Here is an 18,449-nt window from a genome sequence, read left to right on the forward strand (position 1 = left end):
CATCCTTGTACTTGCATTATTAATAATAAAAGAATTACTGCATAGTTATTATAATCGAAACCAGGTTAAATGGAACAGCTTTTCCATTTTTATCATCTATTACTTCGATTTCAAGCTTCCTGGGCTTCTTATCTCTATGTACAAAGAGCTGTCTGATATCAAGAAGATCTCCCCAGTTTTCGTCAAAAGCGCTGTCGATCACATAGCTCTCATCGTCTACTCTTACTTCTACAACAGGTGCAGGACGCTTCATAGTCTTAGCATACTGAACTGCTATACCTGTACACTCGTACTCGCCGCTTAGATCGAAGATGATCTTATCGCCCTTAGACTTACCCAGCCATCCATTCTTGAAGCAGTCAGCTACGCAGCTTTGAGGCGTTGTATCAGTATCAAAGCCCTGAAGGACAGGTTCATAGTCTCTGTTATCAAGCCTTCTGGCTGATTCAAAGGAGTTAGCTGTAAGCGGCGAAGGAGCATAGCAAGTCCCGGTTACGTCGTTATCAGCACTTTCATTACAAGATTCACTATCATCTGATACCATGCCTGCATTATAGCTACTCTCACTGTATTCTTCGTATATACTCTGCACGAGGTTTATAACAACGCGGCTTACAAGATCATGTCCTTCATCATTGGGATGAAGTCCGTCAGGAGAAAGTAACGCTATATCTTCTATCTTGCCGCTTAATATATCCTGATAGATAGCACCCTGCATTGATGCCGCAGGAAGGCGATAGTGCCTTGCCACTTTGGAATGAAGCCTTTGAGCTGTTTTACCATTTTCATAGAAAAAATTGTAAAGGCATATAACAGCGGGTTCGCTCTTACTATATAAAAGCTTTCTTATAAGGCCTTCATAGCTTTCCATGAAGTATTCATTGCATTCATCATTAACAGAGAACTCAACTACTACAAGATCAGGATCATATGCGAGTACATCCCTGTCTGCTCTTGCTGCGCCAAATACTGATGTAGTGCCGCCTACTCCTGCATTTACATACTCTATGTCAGCTTTAGGGAACCTCCCCTTGAACCATTCGTATACTTTATAGGCATAGCAGGTGGTAGGCTTTGATGAAAGGCTCCCCTGGGTTATGGATCCCCCAAGGAAGCATATTGTTACATTCCTGCCTTCTTCAAGCTTTTCAAAAAGCCTGCGCATTCTTTTGGTATCGCCATGATCTGCTATGGCGTTTTCTTTATCAAATGTAATCATTGGATCATCCTTATCTCAATCTAAGATTATAATCTGATGACGTAAGAATTGTACGATTTTCAAAAAACGTAACAATCCAATCATCGTATGGCATCAAAAGAATCTTTTGACTTAAGCCTTATCTTATTCCAAGCTCTGTGTCGCTTTCACGAACTACAGAATGCTCTTTGACATAATCAATGATATCGTCAAGCCTTGTAAACGCAAGTGCTACGTAGCTGTCTGCAGCGCCGTAGTAGATAGCGATCCTGCCTGTCTCACTGTCATGAAGTGTAGCGCAAGGGAAGCATACGTTAGGAACAAAGCCTCTCTCCTCATACCACTCTTCAGGAGTTAAGATGAATGTCTCACAGCGGTACTTAACTTTAGAAGGGTTGTCGATATCAAGGATTGCTGCGCCGATAGAATATACGAAACCGTTGCAGGTGCTGCTAACGCCGTGATAGAACATAAGCCAGCCTTCTGAAGTCTCGATAGGAGCTGCGCCTCCGCCGATCTTAACTGATTCCCACCACTCAGGAGATCTCTCCATAACATGTCTGTGGTGTCCCCAGTATTCCATATCAGGGCTTTCTGACAGGAAGATATCGCCAAATGGTGTATGTCCGCTGTCAGATGGTCTTGAGAGCAGCATGAACTTGCCATTTATTTTCCTTGGGAAAAGAACTGCATTTCTGTTAAAAGGAATGAATGGGTTTTCAAGTCTTTCGAAAGTCTTGAAATCCTTGGTCTTGGCCATGCCGATAGATGCTCCGTAGAAATCCTGGCACCAGATGATATAGTAGGTATCCTCAACCTTAACAAGTCTTGGATCATAAGCATATCTTGGCATGAAAGGATTGCCATCCTTGTCTACAAATGGGATCTTATTGGTTTCAAAATCCCAGTGAATTGCATCTTCGCTATGTCCAAGGTATATATAAGGGATACCGTTGGTCTGCTCTCCTCTGAATACTCCAATGAACTTGCCTTCATAAGGCATAACAGCACTGTTAAAAATACGTGCAACTCCAGGAATTGGATTCCTATTTATAATAGGGTTCTCTTTGTATCTCCAAACAGGTGCACCGTCGAACTTTTCAGGTCCTTCCTGCCATGGGATGTTTTTTAATGGTTCACTGATCATTTTATATTTTGACATGGTATCTGTCTCCTTTTTTACTCGTATATCATCTTTGTATTTATTAGTTGTATTTATTAGTTGTATTTATTAGTTGTATTTCTATCTATATTATCGATATAAATTTATTATCTATACTTAGAATATATAATATATATTTATGATCTATATATCTAATTTATATATACTATATATATTTGATTTGCATATAATCTCTATATACAATTCAACTCTATATACAATCTATATCTCTAATCTATATTTTCTTTTGTATAGATATTCACTGTTCCATTCATTCCTTACCAAGCAGCTTTAAATTCTCGCTTATAAGTCCGCATCTTTGCTTCACGCAGTCAGGACTTCTGCCCGGATCCTGAGGCGTATTGAATACATAGTCGATAAGCTTATCAATTGTAGTTGTAGCAACGTGAAGTCTTGTATCAGATGAAGCGTAGTAGATATATACTTCATTTTTCTCATTAACAATAGCGCCGTTAGTGAATACTACATTGCTGACATCTCCGACTCTTTCGCCCTGTCTTGGTCCTATAAGAAGGCCAGACGGCTCAGCGATGACTTTGGACGGGTCATGAAGATCTGTTGCAAATGCGTAGATGACATATCTAAGACCTGCTGCTGTATTTCTTACGCCATGTGCTATGTGGATCCAGCCCCTATCTGTCTTAATAGGAACAGCACCTGCTCCGTTTTTAGCTTCAGTTATCTGATGATATCTTCTGATGCTGGTCATCTTCTCTTCATCGATAACAGGATGTTCTATATCCTCGCACAGTCCAAATCCTATACCGCTTCCTGATCCTGTTTCTATGAAGTCGTCCATAGGTCTTGTATAGAATGCATACTTGCCCTCTACAAATTCCGGATGAAGGACCACGTTCCTCTGCTGAGGTGAACGCTTTGTCACAAGGTTAGGAAGTCTCTCCCAGATCTTTAGATCCTTAGTTCTGACTATTCCTGCCTGAGCTACAGCTGCAGAGAGATCGCTACTTGTAGTATCCTTGGACTCAGAGCAGAATACTCCGTAGATATAGCCGTCTTCGTGCTGGGTAAGTCTCATATCATATACATTGGTCTCGTCTGCCACAGTATCAGGAAGGACTACCGGATAATCCCAGAACTTAAAGCCCTCTGTTCCCTTATTGCTCTCTGCTACTGCAAAAAAAGACTTTCTGTCAGCGCCTTCTACTCTTGCTACAAGGTAGTACTTGCCGTTAAGATATATGGCACCTGAGTTCATGACTGCATTAATACCAAGTCTTTCCATAAAATATGGATTGGTCTCTTTGTTTATGTCATATCTCCAGAAGATAGGTGCATGTTCTCTTGTAAGAACAGGATATTCATATCTGTCATAGATCCCGTTATAAAAAGAACTCTTTTTATTAGGTCTATTAATCAGTTCTTCCTGCTCTTTGAGAAGTTCATAATATTTTTCGTGTATCATAACTTTCTCCTTGAATATATTTGCTTATCTGCCTTTTGCATCTATTGCATCCTTCTTATAATCTCGATGCACATCCTGCCGTTGTGATAGGGGCACTTCCAAGGCTCTACTATTGGAAGATTCTTAACAGGATCGCCATCCTGCGTAACCTCGTAGTACCACTCTGTGCCTTTTATTATTGAGGATATCTCACTATCTCCGCCGTTATGAGCCTTGCCTGACAGTTTATCATCTGCATCCAGGCTACCTGTTACAAAGTCAGTCCTTCTATCAACGACGTGATCGAATATAAAATCAAGGCAGTTTTTAGCCGCGTCAAGATATTTAGTATCAAGCTTTCCTGACTTCTGATAAGCATTTATAAAGCCTACTACAGTCTCAGCCTGAACCCACCAGACTCTTCCTGTATTGACCTTGCCTCTGTCATTCTCATAGGCAAGAGAATGTCCGTCAAAAGCTACTTCATAGATCTTATCGCAGAGGGCCTTGGTTATAGGCTGTATCCTGTCACAAAGCTTGTGGTCTTCATCAATAACTTCCACTGCCCTGTCTATAAGCCATGAGGTTTCGATATCATGTCCATAGCTATGCAGATCTATTAGTGACCTGTAATTATTATCGAAGAAAACCTCCTGCCTTTTTAGCTCTGGATTATAAATCTTATCAGCCCATAAGCTTAGGATGTCCTCAAGACACTTTTTTACCTTAATATCTCTTCCAACTCTGTAAAGCTCTGTGTATGCTTCCAGAACATGAAGAAGTGTGTTCATAGTCCTGTCAGCCATAACTCCGTTTTCAGATAGTTTATCATTTTTAGCTTCAATAAACTTCTCATTGGATGCTTCTTTATAACCAATTTTATCCTTACATTTAGTCTCAATTAAGCTAAAAAGTTCCTCAGCAAGGTCTAGAGCTCTTACGTCTCTGGATGCTTCAAAATATGCTGACAGCGCATATATGGCAAAAGCCTGATTGTATGTATGCTTGGTAGCATCAAACACATCCCCTTCATAGGTCATGGACCAGTAGATCCCGCCATATGTCTTGTCTATGCAATGCTCTGTCATGAATTCATAAGCATGACGAGCCTCATCAAGGAGTGATTCATCCTTCAAAAGAGTATATGCACTTGAGAAAAACCATAAGATCCTACTGTTTAATATGCATCCTTTCACTGCTTTACGGTCCAGGTTGTGATCATAGTCAAGAAATCCGTAATATCCGCCGTATTCATCATCTCTAAGGCTCTTCCAGAAAGGAATGATGTCATGTGTCAGATGCTGTCTTATTCTATCTACCATCGTATTTCCTTCTTTATTTTTATTGGACTTTATTTTTGGGGGACTTTAGCTTTGCCTTTTTAAGTTACCTTTTTTCTAAGTCCTTCATAGTTAGCTTTTTAATTATCTAAGTCCATTTTGTTATTTTACTTTTTTGAAACTTATTCCAGTTTTTACCCCTTAACTGCTCCCGCTGTAAGTCCGGAATATATCTGCTTCTGGCACAAGATGAATACTATAAGTGCAGGAAGAAGTGATATGATAACGCCTGCACATATAAGGTTATATTTACTTCCAAGAGGACCTACGAAGGTATACAGGGAGGTTGCAACAGTTGCGTATCTGTTCTTGTCCTGAAGATACAGGCTGGCACAGTAATACTCATTGTATGTTCCTACGCCTTTTAATATACAACTTGTAACTATAGCAGGCTTTAACAGAGGGAACAGCACTTTATAGAAGATAGTGAAGTAATTGGCTCCGTCTATGATCGCAGATTCATCAAGCGAATAATCGATATTCTCAAAAAACTGGATGTATATGTATATCGATATGATATCCGTACCGCACATCATGATGATGTATCCGACAAGTGAGTTGATGAATCCAAGTTTGTACATGATCTCGTATACGGCGATCTGCATAGCAACTCCGGGAAGCTGGGATGCAAACAAGAACAGCGCTCTTATGATAGTATTGCCAAAGAACTTGAACCTATTAAGGACATAAGCAAGCTGTGTTCCGATCATTACTGAGAAAAAGAGTACGCAGATCAGTATGATAGTTGAGTTTATAAATGCTCTGCCCATGTTTGCTTTTTGAAAAGCCTGCACGAAATTGTCAAAGTTAAACCAGTTAGCTGGCAAAGTCATTACATTGGTTGTCTGGTATTCCTGATCAGTCTTAAAAGCTGTGATGAAACAGGATACTACAGGAAGTACCGCTGCAAATGAAAAGAATACAAGCGATAGATATTTTAAAAAGGTCAGGATATTTCTTCCCAGTTTATAGATCACGTTCATTTATCTTCCTCCCGCACTTACATTACCGGAATGTCTTTTGATACTTCTTGCGATGGCTTTTTCTCTTTTCCTTGATGCCCTGGGATCCTCGTCCTCTGCATTCCTGAATACATATTTAAAGAAGAGTTTCTGCAGGATCGTCACTATAAATATGATGATAAGAAGGACGATAGCCATAGCAGATGCAAGACCAACTTTCTGCTGAGTATGAGCGATCTGATGCATTACGATAAAGTATGTTCCTGTACCATTGGCACCGTCTGTGATAACAAAAGGCGGCTCGAAGGCACTAAGTGAACCTGTGATGGAGAGGATCACGTTAAGTGTTATGATCGTCTTGATACTGGGCATGATGATATATCTGAACTGCTGGAATCTATTAGCTCCATCAAGCATTGCAGCTTCATAGAGCTCTGCATCGACAGACATGATCGCACCTATGAACAGGACCATATTCTGACCAAAGTATCTCCATACGGATGTTCCCACCAGCGAGAAGTTATTGATGCTCTGATCTTTGAGCCAATAAGGCAGGTTATCAAGATTGAAACCGCACCACTGAAGGACTGTATCGAATACGAATCCCCTTGTATAGAAAAACTTGAAGATAAAGCCGATAGCAATACCATTTATCAGGAAGGGAAAAAACATAAAGCCCTTGAAAATATTGCCTCCCTTAACCTTAAAGCTGAGTATAGTTGCAAGATATAAAGCAAGAACCAGCTGAACAACAGAACCCAGCATATAGTACAAACTAAGCTTCAATGCTCCAAAGCAGTCGTCTCTTTCAAATACTTTGAGATAGTTCTTAAAACCAACAAACTTCCTATCTCCGACATATTTCATGTTGTAAAAACTAAAACTAAACATCTTACCAAAAGGCAGATATGTAAAAACAAACAAAAGAAGCAGCGGAACAACCATAAATGCGAACATTACAAGAACTTTCTGCCCGTCTCTGCTACTTAGCCATTGTTTAAATGTCCTCTTTTTTTTCATAATCTAAACTCCATCCAGACTTGTTCTATAAACCTAAAGTGATATATGTGCGCACCTGCACTGAAAGATAGAGCCGGGGGAAGATCACCCCCCGGCCTGGAAAATAATAAGATTTATAAAAAGGGTTTTATATTTTTTATGAGAATATAAGTAACATATTTATATGACGTAATGATCAAAGGTCAGCTCAGTACGATCAATATATTTAATAGAGCACTTCAATTTCAAGCTCTTCCTGAGCATCCTGCCACTTCTGATTCCAGTCAGCCATGATATCATCAAAGCTCTCTGAACCTGTAGCTGCTGCCTCTACGATTCTCTGAACCTTGTCATTGCCGCCTGCATTGATAGAAAGCTCAGACTCTGCATTCATATCATTAAGGAATGTCTCTTCACCTGAAAGTGCAGGCTGATCTGAAAGAACTTCACATCCGTCAAATGCAGCATACATCTCAGGATTCTCGCCTCCCTTAACTACTGTGTAGCCGCCTTCGTTGTAGCACCAGTTAGACTCTTCAACCATCCACTTTACAAATACAAGTGATGCAAGCTTGTTCTCATCTGATGAGTTAACATTGATACCATAGTTGTAGTCACCACCAGCGCTTACATACTGTGTACCATTAACTGTGATAGGGAATGGCATGTATCCAACATCTTCAGGCTTATCTCCTGCTTCCTGCATCTGAGCATATGCCCATGATCCAAGTACCATGACACCGATCTCGCCTCTATTGAGCATGCCTTTGCAGCCTTCCCAGTCAGTTGTTGTATAGTCATCTTCGATAAGTCCCTGTTCTACTGCATCATACAGGATCTTGTATACGCTGTAAGCGCCTGTTCCGTCTCCGGGATTTGTAAATGGCTCAGCTGTATGAACGAGCTTCTGGTTCATGTAAGTGTTGTCGCCGTTTGATACGATTCCAACATATGCATCCCAGGCACCCATAGTCCAGCCTGCAGCATAGTTAGTATAAAGAGGTATAGCATCTGTATTGTCCTTAATAAGCTGAAGATCAGCTATGAGTTCATCAGGAGTTGTCGGAAGATCGCTAATACCTGCTGCCTCGAATACACTCTTGTTATAAAGAACTCCCTGAGCATTGGCCATATATGGGATACCATAGCAGTTGCCGCCAAACTCCCATGCATCTACAAAGTTAAGCTCCTGTGACAGATTATCAAGTGTATCAAGAGGCATAAAATATGTAGAAAGATCTGTCTTATCAACTGCAGGGATGAACATGACATCGCCCCAGTCACCTGTAGAAAGACGAAGAAGCGCATCCTCAGCATAGTCTGTAACAGCTTCTGTAGTTACTGTTATGTTAGGGAACTTCTCATTAAAAGCAGCGATCATCGAATCCATAGTTCCATCTTCCTGACGGTCTGTCTTGTGATGAAGGAACTTAATGGAAGCTGTAAGATCTGTATAATCATCCAGATTTAAAGAAGTGTAAGAAAGTCCGCTTCCATCACCGGATGTTGCAGCGTCACTACCTGTATCAGTAGATGAGCCTGTTGTATCAGCTGCAGTGCTGCCTGTGGTATCATCTGCTCCAGAGCCTTCATTAGAAGCACCTGAACATCCCATAAGAGAAGCCGTCATAGTCATAGCTGTCAGAAGTGCCAATAATCTTTTTTGTTTCATAATGTCCTCCTTAAAAATTCAATATAGTTTTTAGCTAATTAATATTTTATAGTTTTATTTTTATTAATCAATATTTTAGCTAATATTTTAATTAACTTCTACTTAATAAACAAAAAGAGCGACTTGCTTTTAGGATATATTTCCTATTGCAAATCGCTCTGGTTTACATCAATCGGCGTAGTTGACAGCTTTTTGGAATTGTGTGGCTTTTTGAGTTTTTAGCTAATTAGCTAAAATGACCCCTAGGGGCAGAGGTAAGAGGGTGTCATTTCTTGCTTCTATTAAGGTCTTTGACACTGTCTCGTTCTATAAGGTAGCCCTCTACGATACTAAGTCCGCCGCGGTACTTCTCACCTCTAAGTACGTGGGTTATCCTCTTAAGTGTTCTCTTGACCATCTCATCCATATCAACCTTATAAGTTGTGATCCCAATAGATGATCCATCTGCAAAGAGGAAGTCATCATAACCTACAAGAGATATATCTTCAGGTACTTTATACCCCTTAACTTTAAGATATTGCATGAACACATTGGCAGTTAAGTCGCAGTTACATACAAAAGCTGTAGGGAGCTTACCTTTAGGAAGCACCAGATTGTTCTCAATATCCACCTTGTCATTGTTGATGCTTCTGTCATTTAAGATCCATTCCTTTTTGATATCAATACCATGTTCCATCATAGCTCTGACATATCCAAGATATCTGTCTGTGATAGAAGGCGTCGACAGAACTGTACCTACATATCCTATCTGGGTATGTCCTTTATCAAAAAGATAATTGGTCAGAATATACGAGCCATAGAAACTGCCTGATATTACAGAATCTTTTTTATGTTTTCTATCAGTAAAGTCCATATAGAAGGTTGGGGTTCCAAGCTTTTCATCAAGCATATTAAGATACTCTTCGCCAAGAGCCCCCATTATAACTACAGCATCGACATTGCCATCACCTATTATCTTGGGATATACCAGGTTCTTCTCATCATCATCGCTTAGTATCTCCAGCATGGTAAAAGAGCCTATCTTAGCCGCTTTGGCAGAGAAAATCTGATACATATGCCCGTAAAAAGAGTCAATATTACCAACGTATCTTGAACCTATAAGAACTCCTATCTTATAGCTTTCATTGGCTTCAATAGATACTGACTTTTGATAGCCTCTTTCATTGGCAATTTCTATGATTCTCTGACGCATCTGCTCTCCAACGCCCTTTTGCCCCGACAGAGCCTTGGATACAGTTACTGTACTTATTCCAAGTTCCTTGGCGATATCCGACATTGTTATTTTCTTAGACATAGATCAAATCTCCTGATAATTGTATTTATTCAAACTCTACTTTTACCAAATATATGATTAGCATTCAATCACTAAACCACGAATAAACCTAAGCTACAGCTACCAGATGTATAAGCTGTGACTGATGATCTCCGGGGAGTTTTGGAAGTACGATTCCGGCTTTTTCCAATGTAGCTCCTTTAACCTTGATATCACTTCCCTCAATCTCATAAACAGCATCCGGAAGAAGTCCTTTAAGCTTTAATACACGTCTTGCAGGATTAGGTCTTGCAATCACCTGCACATAAGTTACAAGTGCTTCTTTCTTATCCTTACTTACGACCATATATGCATCCATCTCGTGATTCCTCTGATAGGATGAAAGTCTGTAATAGTCTCCGCCTCTTACAAGATGATTATACTTGTGATAAGTCTCAACCTGACGAGGGATATCCTGCCTGTCACTTTCAGGGATCCTTGTGATATCAAGCTCGTATCCGAAAGTTCCTGCAAGGGCCACATCTCCTCTTGTCTTAAAAGGCGTAGTCCTTCCAACTGTATGATTAGGGCAGTCTGATACATGAGCTCCCATAGTACTAAGAGGGAAAATAAGACTGGTGCCTTCCTGAATCTTAAGTCTCTCTATAGCGTCTGTATCGTCAGAACACCAGATCTGAGGGCTGTAATAAAGCATACCTGCATCAAATCTTGCACCGCCTCCTGAACAGTTCTCTAAGAGAAGGTCAGGAAAATCTGTTATAAGTCTTTCCTGAAGTTCATATACAGCCAGCATATATCTGTGACTGAGCTCTCCCTGCTTATCACTTGCAAGATCATATGATCCAAGATCACACAGCTGCCTGTTCATATCCCACTTAAGATACTCTATATTAGCACTTTCAAGGATTTCCTTGATCCTGCTATATATATAGTCACGAACCTCTTTCCTTGTAAGGTCAAGAACGTACTGGTTACGGCTTCTGCAAGGCTCTCTTCCCGGGATCTGAATAGCCCAGTCCGGGTGAGCTTCAAAGAGCTTTGACTTTGGTGATATCATCTCAGGCTCCATCCAGATTCCAAACTTCATGCCTATAGCATTGACATCATCCACAAGCTTTTTAAGCCCGCCCTTTAATTTGCTCTCATTGACATACCAGTCACCAAGGCTTGAGTTGTCATCATTTCTTTCGCCAAACCAGCCATCATCCATGACCAGCATCTCGATTCCGCTCTCATGAGCCTGTCTTGCAATTGCAAGGAGCTTGTCCGAATCGAAGTCAAAATATGTAGCTTCCCAGTTATTGATAAGTATCGGACGCTCCATATCTTTGTACTTACTTCTGATAAGATGAGCCCTATACAGATCATGAAGAGTTCTGGTCATATGGCCAAGACCCTCTGATGAATATGTAAGTACAACTTCAGGAGCCTGGAAAGATGCGCCGCTTTCAAGTTTCCATCTAAAGTTCTTAGAACCTATACCCATATAAAGTCTGAGGCTGTCAAACTGATCCTTGCATACACCTGCCTCAAAATTACCAGAGTAGACCAAAGAAAATCCATATACCTTACCTGTATCCTGAGAATCGCCATTTTGGACAAGCGCCATAAAAGGCTGGAACTGATGAGAAGACTCGCCTCTAAAAGACTCTATTCCTGTCTGTCCATAGCCTATATCTCTAAAATCCATCATCCTCTCACGAGCCCAGGATCCGTGAAGTGTCAGAAGTTTATAATCTTCCTGATCCATATCCATAGTCATGGACATCACTTTATCTATAAACAAATCATTGTCAGAATCATTCTCAAGCCTTACAGATCTGATGACAGTATCAAGACCTTCAAAGATGCTGTAAGAAAGGACTGCCTTAAGACCCACTACCTTATCGCGAAGCACTATTTCAAGAGTCATGGAATCATCATCTGTTCCAAAAGTGGCAGGAAGGCCTTCAAGCTTCTTCTTGCCCTTAAATATCTGATGAGACTCATAACACAGAAGAAGTGATGTGTGTCCGTTATGGTCTGTTATATCTACAGCGCTCTTCCTGTAATCTCCAACATTACTTGATGCATATTCAAATGGATATATGTCTAAAAAAGAACTTCTGTCACGCATAGTAGGCGTAGGAGTATCCTGATTCTGTGGAAATCCAATAAGATATGCAGCATCGCCTGCATCTATCCTGTCTCCAAAATAAAGATGTCCAAGAAGACCTTCCTCTCCCAATACTGCCATAACATAGCTTGTATTATCGGTTTCCAAAACAAATAGTCTGTCTTTTTCTAAATACTTGATGTCCATAAAAGCCCCTTCCATTTTTGAATAATAACTGTACTGAGTAAATACCTTTTTGAATAATAACTGTACTGAGTAAATATGCTTTGTCTGTATGCAAACAACCTGATATCTAAATATTCCTAAAACCGGCTCAGCTAATTTTCAAATTAGCATATCATATTTTATTAACTTGATTTTAACTAATTTTAGCTAAATTTCAATAGTAATTTTACTATCTTCTTGCTTTCTTTTTATTGATTTTTGCTTTTTTGCAAAAAAATGCCGCAATATACATCTATATACTGCGGCATTACTATTTTCATAACAAATAAAAATATAAAGCCTTCCACCAAAGTTGAAAGACCTGGCGAAAGGCTTTATTACTAGTTTTTATACAATAACTTAATCTTCCATTCGTAAATCTGCACTCCCTATCATGCCTTGATCGGAGCGCCGCACTGCATGCAGAAAAGTGCACCCTGTTCAAGTTTAGCACCGCAGTGCTGGCAAAATGCCGGCTGCATCTTAACAGGTTCTTGAGCTTCCTGTGCAGGTGCTGTGAAAGGAGCCGGTTCAGGAGCTGGCTCTGCATAAGAAGGAGCTGTATTGGAAGTTTCAGCTACAGGTGCCTGTGATTCAAACTCTGTAGTATTTCCAGATACACTTTCTGAAGAATCAGCAGAAACGTTACCAAAAGAATTGTCAGCTTCGTTCTCGGATGAATTATCAAATGCATTATCAGATCCGTTACCAACAGCCTCTGATGCAGCACCGGCTGTCTCATTAACTTCTTCAAAGTTCTCAGTAGCATTCTGAGCAGCTTCTGCAACATTATCAAATGAAGAAGCCTCGTTAGCATTTTCTTCATAAGATGGTGCCGGAATCTCATTTACAGGTGCTTCTGAATAAAAATTGTTCTGTGGCTGTTCAAATGCAGGTGCCTGCTGGAACTGTTCCTGAGGCATTCCATACTGCTGATCAGCTGCAGGCTGTGCAAATCCGTTCTGTGGTCCAAACTGCTGATCGTTTGCAGGCTGTGCAAATCCGCCCTGTGGAGCAAACTGCTGATCGTTAACCGGCTGTCCAAAGCCGCCCTGTGGTCCAAACTGCTGGTCATTTGCAGGCTGTCCAAAGCCGCCCTGTGGTCCAAACTGCTGATCATTTATAGGCTGGAATCCACCCTGAGTTCCGAACTGCTGATCATTCATGGGCTGGAATCCGCCCTGTGGTCCGAACTGCTGTCCACCCATAGGCTGTCCAAATGCAGGTGCAGGAGCGCTCATATTTGGAGCATTCTTTAATTCTTTTTTAAGTCTGCCAGCTTCGATGATTGACTGGATTATAAAAATGATATACAGCGCAGGAAGCTGGAATATAAGTACGCTGTAGCAGAATCCGATAGGTGCAAGTTCAAGAGCTTTCTGCTCGATGACAAAGCCTGCGCCAAAGAAGAACTGTCCGCTTACAAGTACGATGATCGGGATGATCGCAAGTCCGGAAAGCTTTCTAAGCTTAGGGAATGTAAGTACTGCAAGAAGTATAGGCATTACAAACATGAATGCAAAGATCATGACTGTAACAGCTACATTACGATCATCAAGGAATTTTCCTGCAAGACCGAAATAAGAAGCAGCATTGTCAGGGAAGAATCCAAGCAGGTTATCAAGCTTGAAGAAATCTTTATTGTAGCTTACTGTGTCCTTATAAACAGGAAGGAAGAACATCACTGTAAGAAGTATTCCTGTGATGAACATGAATACATCAATTATCGTTGATAGTCTCATCCCCCTCTTGGGTGGTGCAGCCTGAAACTGCTGCGGATTTTGAGCGTTTTTCTTTTTCATACTATAATCTCCTTTTATTGTGAATGCATATTATTTTATGAGGTAGGTGTCAAAAGTTCCTTTTGACACCTTATGACTTTAGACACCTTGTCTTTTATTATAACTCATAATACCTTAAATCAAACATAAAATTGACGAACAATCATTTTTATCAGATAGAATGCATCTATATGTAATTATCATCTTGTATCATAGCAAGACTTTTAATATCTAAATCGAACTTCCCACTTGGTCGGCACAGTATCACCAAGTGGGAAGTTCGAGTATCTATAAAGCTGAAATAATAGCTATGCACTTTTTCCAAAAAATCTATATACCAAAACAAATATTTTCATATAAACATCATAGAAATATGCCACACTATCAGTGCAGTTACCATATATGCAATCTCCTGAATGCACAAATACCAGCCTTCCAGATCTCCGGTAATGCCACCAAGCTGCTTGAAAGCTTTATGTATATAATAGATATACATAAAAAGAGAACATACTGCGAATCCAATCGCAGTCTTCCAGTTTATAAAAAGCATCAAAATAAGCAAAACGACTGCCTGAAAGACCAGAATTCCTGCAGCCATATTCCTATTGGAATCCTTGACAAAGCTCTGTAGTGTCCCACCTTTTCTGGCATTCTGAATTGTGACAGCAGCTAGTCCGCTAAGAGATCTTGCAAGGATAAATGAAATAAAAATGCATGCAAACTGCCTCTTGGTACATGAAAAAAACGCTTCATATGTAAAGCCATAATATAAAAGCAGCATCGTTGCAAACCTGATGATTCCAAATGCTCCAACATGTGGGTCTTTTAATATAGTAAGCTTTTCTTCTTTTGACTTATAAGAGCTGAAAGCATCTGAAGTATCTATAAATCCATCAGCATGTATACCACCTGTAATGATCAGCGGAACAGCTATAAACAGGCAGGTTCCAAGCTCAGCGCTTATATAAAAGCTTTTATAAAGCCTATAAACCAGGAATTCTATAATGCCTATAATCAGCCCAACAGCAGGAAAGAAGCATATAGCATACCTCATATCCTTCTCTTTCCATTCAAACTGGGGCATTGGTATTCTGGAATACATGGAAATAGCTATAGCAAGGCTTCTAAGCATAATCTGCTCTCCCTTAATACTAATTCCGGTTCTTCTTCAGAAAAACCGGAATCTATACATTTTGACAATTACAAAATTCACATATTGGCTTTGGTCTCTTCTACAGACTTGACATGCTCTGCTTCAAGCTTTTCATTAATAGCTGTTCTGTCTATGATAGCCTTAACAAGAAGGTCTATCTCTGTATCCTCATTATAATCAGCAGCTGCAAAGTACTTGATCCTGTTATCACGGATCATCTTATAGACCTTGGTCTTGTCCTTGGTCTCAGGATTATAAACACCTATTGAATGTCCGCCAAGAGAATTGACAAGTCTCATGCAAGGAATATCTGTATCACTGTCTCCGATATAGACCATATTCCTGAAAGGAACACGAAGATCTTCCGGATTATAGAACTCATTAACTCCAGGATCGTTAACATCAAGAACTCCCTTTTCAATTCTGAACAGGAACTGAGTCTTGTTAGTATAGTTAACAACAAGAGCAGGCCACTGGGCTATTCCTTTTTCATTATAGAAAAAAGAATTAGCATATATCCTTGTAAAGGAATCAGCCATGGCAGTTCCCTCGATCATCTCCCTAAGTCCTGAAGAAATTATGTAATGTTCAACGATAACACCTTTTTGTCTTCCGTATTCCCTGATCCTTTCAAACCAGGTCTCAACTCCAGGGAATACCTTAACTTTAGAGCCATACTCAGCGAGTTTGTCTCTATTAAATATCAGCTTACCTTCTGCTTCCTGAACCATCTTGAACATGTAAGCGAGGTTCACATCCATATCATTCTGCTCTGCAAAATCATTAGTGTCCTTCCAGAACTGGGCAACATCATATCCAACTGACTGGATGTACCCCTGAGCCTGCATGTCATCAGGTGACAGAGTCTTATCAAAGTCATAGCATATTGCAACCACCGGAAGATCTTCTTTTGTTTTTCTATTGTACTTAATATCCATAGTATACCTTTACGAAACTTTTGTTTTGATACGTGAATCGCAAAAAAATTTTATGCAATTCTTCCTGTTACTAAGTATATCATATTTAAGTATTCATAACATTTATTTATAAGCATTACGCTGCAGATTTACTTTGAATGTAACAAATACAAGCCACTATAACATCCATACCAAACAAAAATCCGCATATAGTATAGATAATACGTCTCTTTTTAGATAAAAGAATTTTTTACATATCAAATCTTTTTTGCGAAACTTCTAACGAAACTTGTGCGAGGCGGTTTACAAGTATTAATTGCATGCTAAAATTATAAATGCTTAAGCGGTTAACTACATTTTTATTTTATTTAGCGCGCCTGCGCAGAAAGAGGTGACTATGCCTAAGTGGCTTAATGACGCAGTTTTCTATGAAATTTATCCTCAGTCATTCTATGATACTAATGCTGATGGAATCGGTGATATAAACGGAATCATCCAGAAGCTCGATTATATCAAGAGCCTTGGATGCAATGCTCTGTGGATCAATCCCTGCTACGACTCTCCATTCAAGGATGCCGGTTATGATGTAAGGGATTATAAGAAAGTTGCTCCAAGATACGGAACCAACGAAGATCTGTATGAGCTTTTTGATAAGGCTCATGAAAAGGACATTCATGTACTCCTTGACCTTGTTCCCGGTCATACATCAGAGGAACACGAATGGTTTAAGCAAAGCGCTAAACCAGAGCGAAATAAATACTCAGACCGTTATGTATGGACCAATTCTGTATGGCAGGGAATAGGTAATCACCCTTATATTGCCGGTGACAGCGACAGAGACGGCGTATATATGCTCAACTTCTTCAAGTGTCAGCCTGCTCTTAACTACGGCTTCCTTAACAGGACCGAAGACTGGCAGATGGCTCCTGACGCTCCGGCATGTCTTGCTACCAGAGAAGCTCTCAAAGATATCATGAGATTCTGGCTTGATCATGGATGTGACGGTTTCCGCGTAGATATGGCAGATTCTCTGGTCAAAGAAGATGACGAAGTAAAGTCTGCTACAAGCGCTATCTGGGCTGATATCAATGAGATGCTGGCAAAAGATTATCCGGAAGCTGCTATGGTATCTGAGTGGTGTAATCCCACTTCAGCACTTAACCTTGCTCACTTTGACATGGACTTCTATCTCGATCATCACTATAACGGCTATAACACTCTCGTACGTGACTATGAGACAGAAGGCGGTGATCACAGCTTCTTTAAGTGCGGAGCAGGCGGCGATATCATGCGTTTTTTAGATGATTACCTTCCCAAATATAATAATACAAAAGGTAATGGTTACATAAGTTTCTTTACCTGTAATCATGATACTCCAAGAGAGACTGCTTCTCTTTCTATTAGAGAACTAAAGCTAGCTTATTCCTTCTTTTTCAGTATGCCGGGTGTTCCATTCCTATACTACGGCGATGAGATCGGAATGAAATATATCAAGGGTCAGCCTACTAAAGAAGGCGGATTCCAGCGTACAGGTTCAAGAACACCTATGCAGTGGACCAGCGGCAAGAACCTCGGATTCTCTGAAGCAGAAAGCGACATGCTCTATCTTCCTGTAGATAAGGCAGCTGATGCTCCAACAGTTGAAAGCGCTGAAAGCGATCCTGACTCTCTCATCCATACAGTAAGAGAGATCATAGCTTTAAGACATAAAGAAGACGACCTCAAAGCAGACGGAAGCTTTGAAGTAATATATGCTGAAAAAGAGACATTCCCTTTTGTATATAAGAGAGGAAACCTTATAGTCGCAGTTAATCCTTCTGAAAAAGAAGTTACTGCTCCTTTAAATGGAGAAAAGACTAACGAGGCTATCTATAAGATAGGCGAAGGTTCTGTTTCAGGATCAGGAGATTCTATTGTAATGGGACCTCAGTCATTTATGATCTTTAAATAAAAAATGCCCTCCCAAGATGCAGTTTTCTAAATCTTAGGAGGGTATTTTTTATATTTAATTTTCTTATAGTACAATAAGAGATATCGGATGATATTGTCAAATATATTAGTAGTATATTTTGAAGATAAAAAAACTCCGTGCATTGCACAGAGCCTAGATCATTCATAGAGCATATTTTTAAACTAAAAAAGCTCCGTGCAACACACAGAGCCTTGATCATTCCTTCAAAACCGAACACTGAATCTCCAAACTTATCTTAACTTCTTTGGTTAAGTCCTCGACCTATTAGTACACATCA

General features: G+C 40.0%; 13 protein-coding genes. 1 reads left to right on the forward strand and 12 read right to left on the reverse strand.

Translation table 11 applies throughout. The annotated features are described in order from the left end of the window. Positions 1-34 precede the first annotated feature (34 nt). The 12 genes from BMX21_RS17765 to BMX21_RS17820 all read right to left on the reverse strand — a co-directional run bounded on the left by BMX21_RS17765 (position 35) and on the right by BMX21_RS17820 (position 16,221). Positions 35-1,219, reverse strand: a complete 1,185-nt coding sequence (locus tag BMX21_RS17765) for an SGNH/GDSL hydrolase family protein (RefSeq protein ID WP_092046460.1) — start codon at positions 1,217-1,219, stop codon at positions 35-37. A 118-nt stretch (positions 1,220-1,337) separates the two neighbouring features. Further along, positions 1,338-2,360: a glycoside hydrolase family 130 protein gene (locus BMX21_RS17770; RefSeq protein ID WP_027205091.1), complete on the reverse strand. Its 1,023-nt coding sequence runs from the start codon at positions 2,358-2,360 to the stop codon at positions 1,338-1,340. Between the two features lie 271 nt (positions 2,361-2,631). Beyond that, positions 2,632-3,804, reverse strand: coding sequence for a glycoside hydrolase family 130 protein (locus tag BMX21_RS17775; protein WP_092046463.1), 1,173 nt, complete (start codon positions 3,802-3,804; stop codon positions 2,632-2,634). A gap of 41 nt (positions 3,805-3,845) precedes the next feature. Next, positions 3,846-5,105: an AGE family epimerase/isomerase gene (locus tag BMX21_RS17780; protein WP_092046466.1), complete on the reverse strand. Its 1,260-nt coding sequence runs from the start codon at positions 5,103-5,105 to the stop codon at positions 3,846-3,848. 152 nt (positions 5,106-5,257) lie between these two features. Next, positions 5,258-6,106 (reverse strand): carbohydrate ABC transporter permease, encoded by an 849-nt coding sequence (locus tag BMX21_RS17785; protein WP_092046469.1) that lies wholly within the window; start codon positions 6,104-6,106, stop codon positions 5,258-5,260. Continuing rightward, complete coding sequence (locus BMX21_RS17790; protein WP_092046472.1) at positions 6,107-7,105, reverse strand: carbohydrate ABC transporter permease; 999 nt, start codon at positions 7,103-7,105, stop codon at positions 6,107-6,109. A gap of 205 nt (positions 7,106-7,310) precedes the next feature. Then, positions 7,311-8,756: an ABC transporter substrate-binding protein gene (locus BMX21_RS17795; protein WP_092046475.1), complete on the reverse strand. Its 1,446-nt coding sequence runs from the start codon at positions 8,754-8,756 to the stop codon at positions 7,311-7,313. A gap of 265 nt (positions 8,757-9,021) precedes the next feature. Further along, entirely contained in the window at positions 9,022-10,050 is a 1,029-nt protein-coding gene (locus BMX21_RS17800; RefSeq protein WP_027205086.1) for a LacI family DNA-binding transcriptional regulator, read from the reverse strand. 88 nt (positions 10,051-10,138) lie between these two features. After that, on the reverse strand, positions 10,139-12,331 hold the full coding sequence (locus BMX21_RS17805; protein ID WP_092046478.1) for an alpha-galactosidase: 2,193 nt from the start codon (positions 12,329-12,331) through the stop codon (positions 10,139-10,141). Positions 12,332-12,741: 410 nt separating this feature from the next. After that, a complete protein-coding gene (locus BMX21_RS17810) occupies positions 12,742-14,151 on the reverse strand; it encodes a zinc ribbon domain-containing protein (RefSeq protein WP_092046481.1) in 1,410 nt (469 codons plus the stop codon). Positions 14,152-14,482: 331 nt separating this feature from the next. Beyond that, positions 14,483-15,262 (reverse strand): adenosylcobinamide-GDP ribazoletransferase, encoded by a 780-nt coding sequence (locus BMX21_RS17815; protein ID WP_092046483.1) that lies wholly within the window; start codon positions 15,260-15,262, stop codon positions 14,483-14,485. A 77-nt stretch (positions 15,263-15,339) separates the two neighbouring features. Then, on the reverse strand, positions 15,340-16,221 hold the full coding sequence (locus BMX21_RS17820) for an HAD family hydrolase (protein WP_022755532.1): 882 nt from the start codon (positions 16,219-16,221) through the stop codon (positions 15,340-15,342). A 376-nt stretch (positions 16,222-16,597) separates the two neighbouring features. Here BMX21_RS17820 and BMX21_RS17825 point away from each other — a divergent pair, with 376 nt between their 5' ends. Next, positions 16,598-18,151, forward strand: a complete 1,554-nt coding sequence (locus BMX21_RS17825) for an alpha-amylase family glycosyl hydrolase (protein ID WP_092046486.1) — start codon at positions 16,598-16,600, stop codon at positions 18,149-18,151. Positions 18,152-18,449 lie beyond the last annotated feature (298 nt).

The organism is Butyrivibrio sp. TB, assembly GCF_900110805.1.
In the GTDB taxonomy this organism is placed as follows: domain Bacteria; phylum Bacillota; class Clostridia; order Lachnospirales; family Lachnospiraceae; genus Butyrivibrio; species Butyrivibrio fibrisolvens_C.

What these genes read in the sequence shown, in the direction of transcription:
- BMX21_RS17770 (WP_027205091.1), bottom strand. Translation starts at nt 2,360, where the DNA reads ATGTCAAAATATAAAATGATCAGTGAACCATTAAAAAACATCCCATGG.
- BMX21_RS17780 (WP_092046466.1), bottom strand. Translation starts at nt 5,105, where the DNA reads ATGGTAGATAGAATAAGACAGCATCTGACACATGACATCATTCCTTTC.
- BMX21_RS17820 (WP_022755532.1), bottom strand. Translation starts at nt 16,221, where the DNA reads ATGGATATTAAGTACAATAGAAAAACAAAAGAAGATCTTCCGGTGGTT.
- BMX21_RS17810 (WP_092046481.1), bottom strand. Translation starts at nt 14,151, where the DNA reads ATGAAAAAGAAAAACGCTCAAAATCCGCAGCAGTTTCAGGCTGCACCA.
- BMX21_RS17785 (WP_092046469.1), bottom strand. Translation starts at nt 6,106, where the DNA reads ATGAACGTGATCTATAAACTGGGAAGAAATATCCTGACCTTTTTAAAA.
- BMX21_RS17795 (WP_092046475.1), bottom strand. Translation starts at nt 8,756, where the DNA reads ATGAAACAAAAAAGATTATTGGCACTTCTGACAGCTATGACTATGACG.
- BMX21_RS17790 (WP_092046472.1), bottom strand. Translation starts at nt 7,105, where the DNA reads ATGAAAAAAAAGAGGACATTTAAACAATGGCTAAGTAGCAGAGACGGG.
- BMX21_RS17825 (WP_092046486.1), top strand. Translation starts at nt 16,598, where the DNA reads ATGCCTAAGTGGCTTAATGACGCAGTTTTCTATGAAATTTATCCTCAG.
- BMX21_RS17775 (WP_092046463.1), bottom strand. Translation starts at nt 3,804, where the DNA reads ATGATACACGAAAAATATTATGAACTTCTCAAAGAGCAGGAAGAACTG.
- BMX21_RS17805 (WP_092046478.1), bottom strand. Translation starts at nt 12,331, where the DNA reads ATGGACATCAAGTATTTAGAAAAAGACAGACTATTTGTTTTGGAAACC.
- BMX21_RS17765 (WP_092046460.1), bottom strand. Translation starts at nt 1,219, where the DNA reads ATGATTACATTTGATAAAGAAAACGCCATAGCAGATCATGGCGATACC.
- BMX21_RS17815 (WP_092046483.1), bottom strand. Translation starts at nt 15,262, where the DNA reads ATGCTTAGAAGCCTTGCTATAGCTATTTCCATGTATTCCAGAATACCA.
- BMX21_RS17800 (WP_027205086.1), bottom strand. Translation starts at nt 10,050, where the DNA reads ATGTCTAAGAAAATAACAATGTCGGATATCGCCAAGGAACTTGGAATA.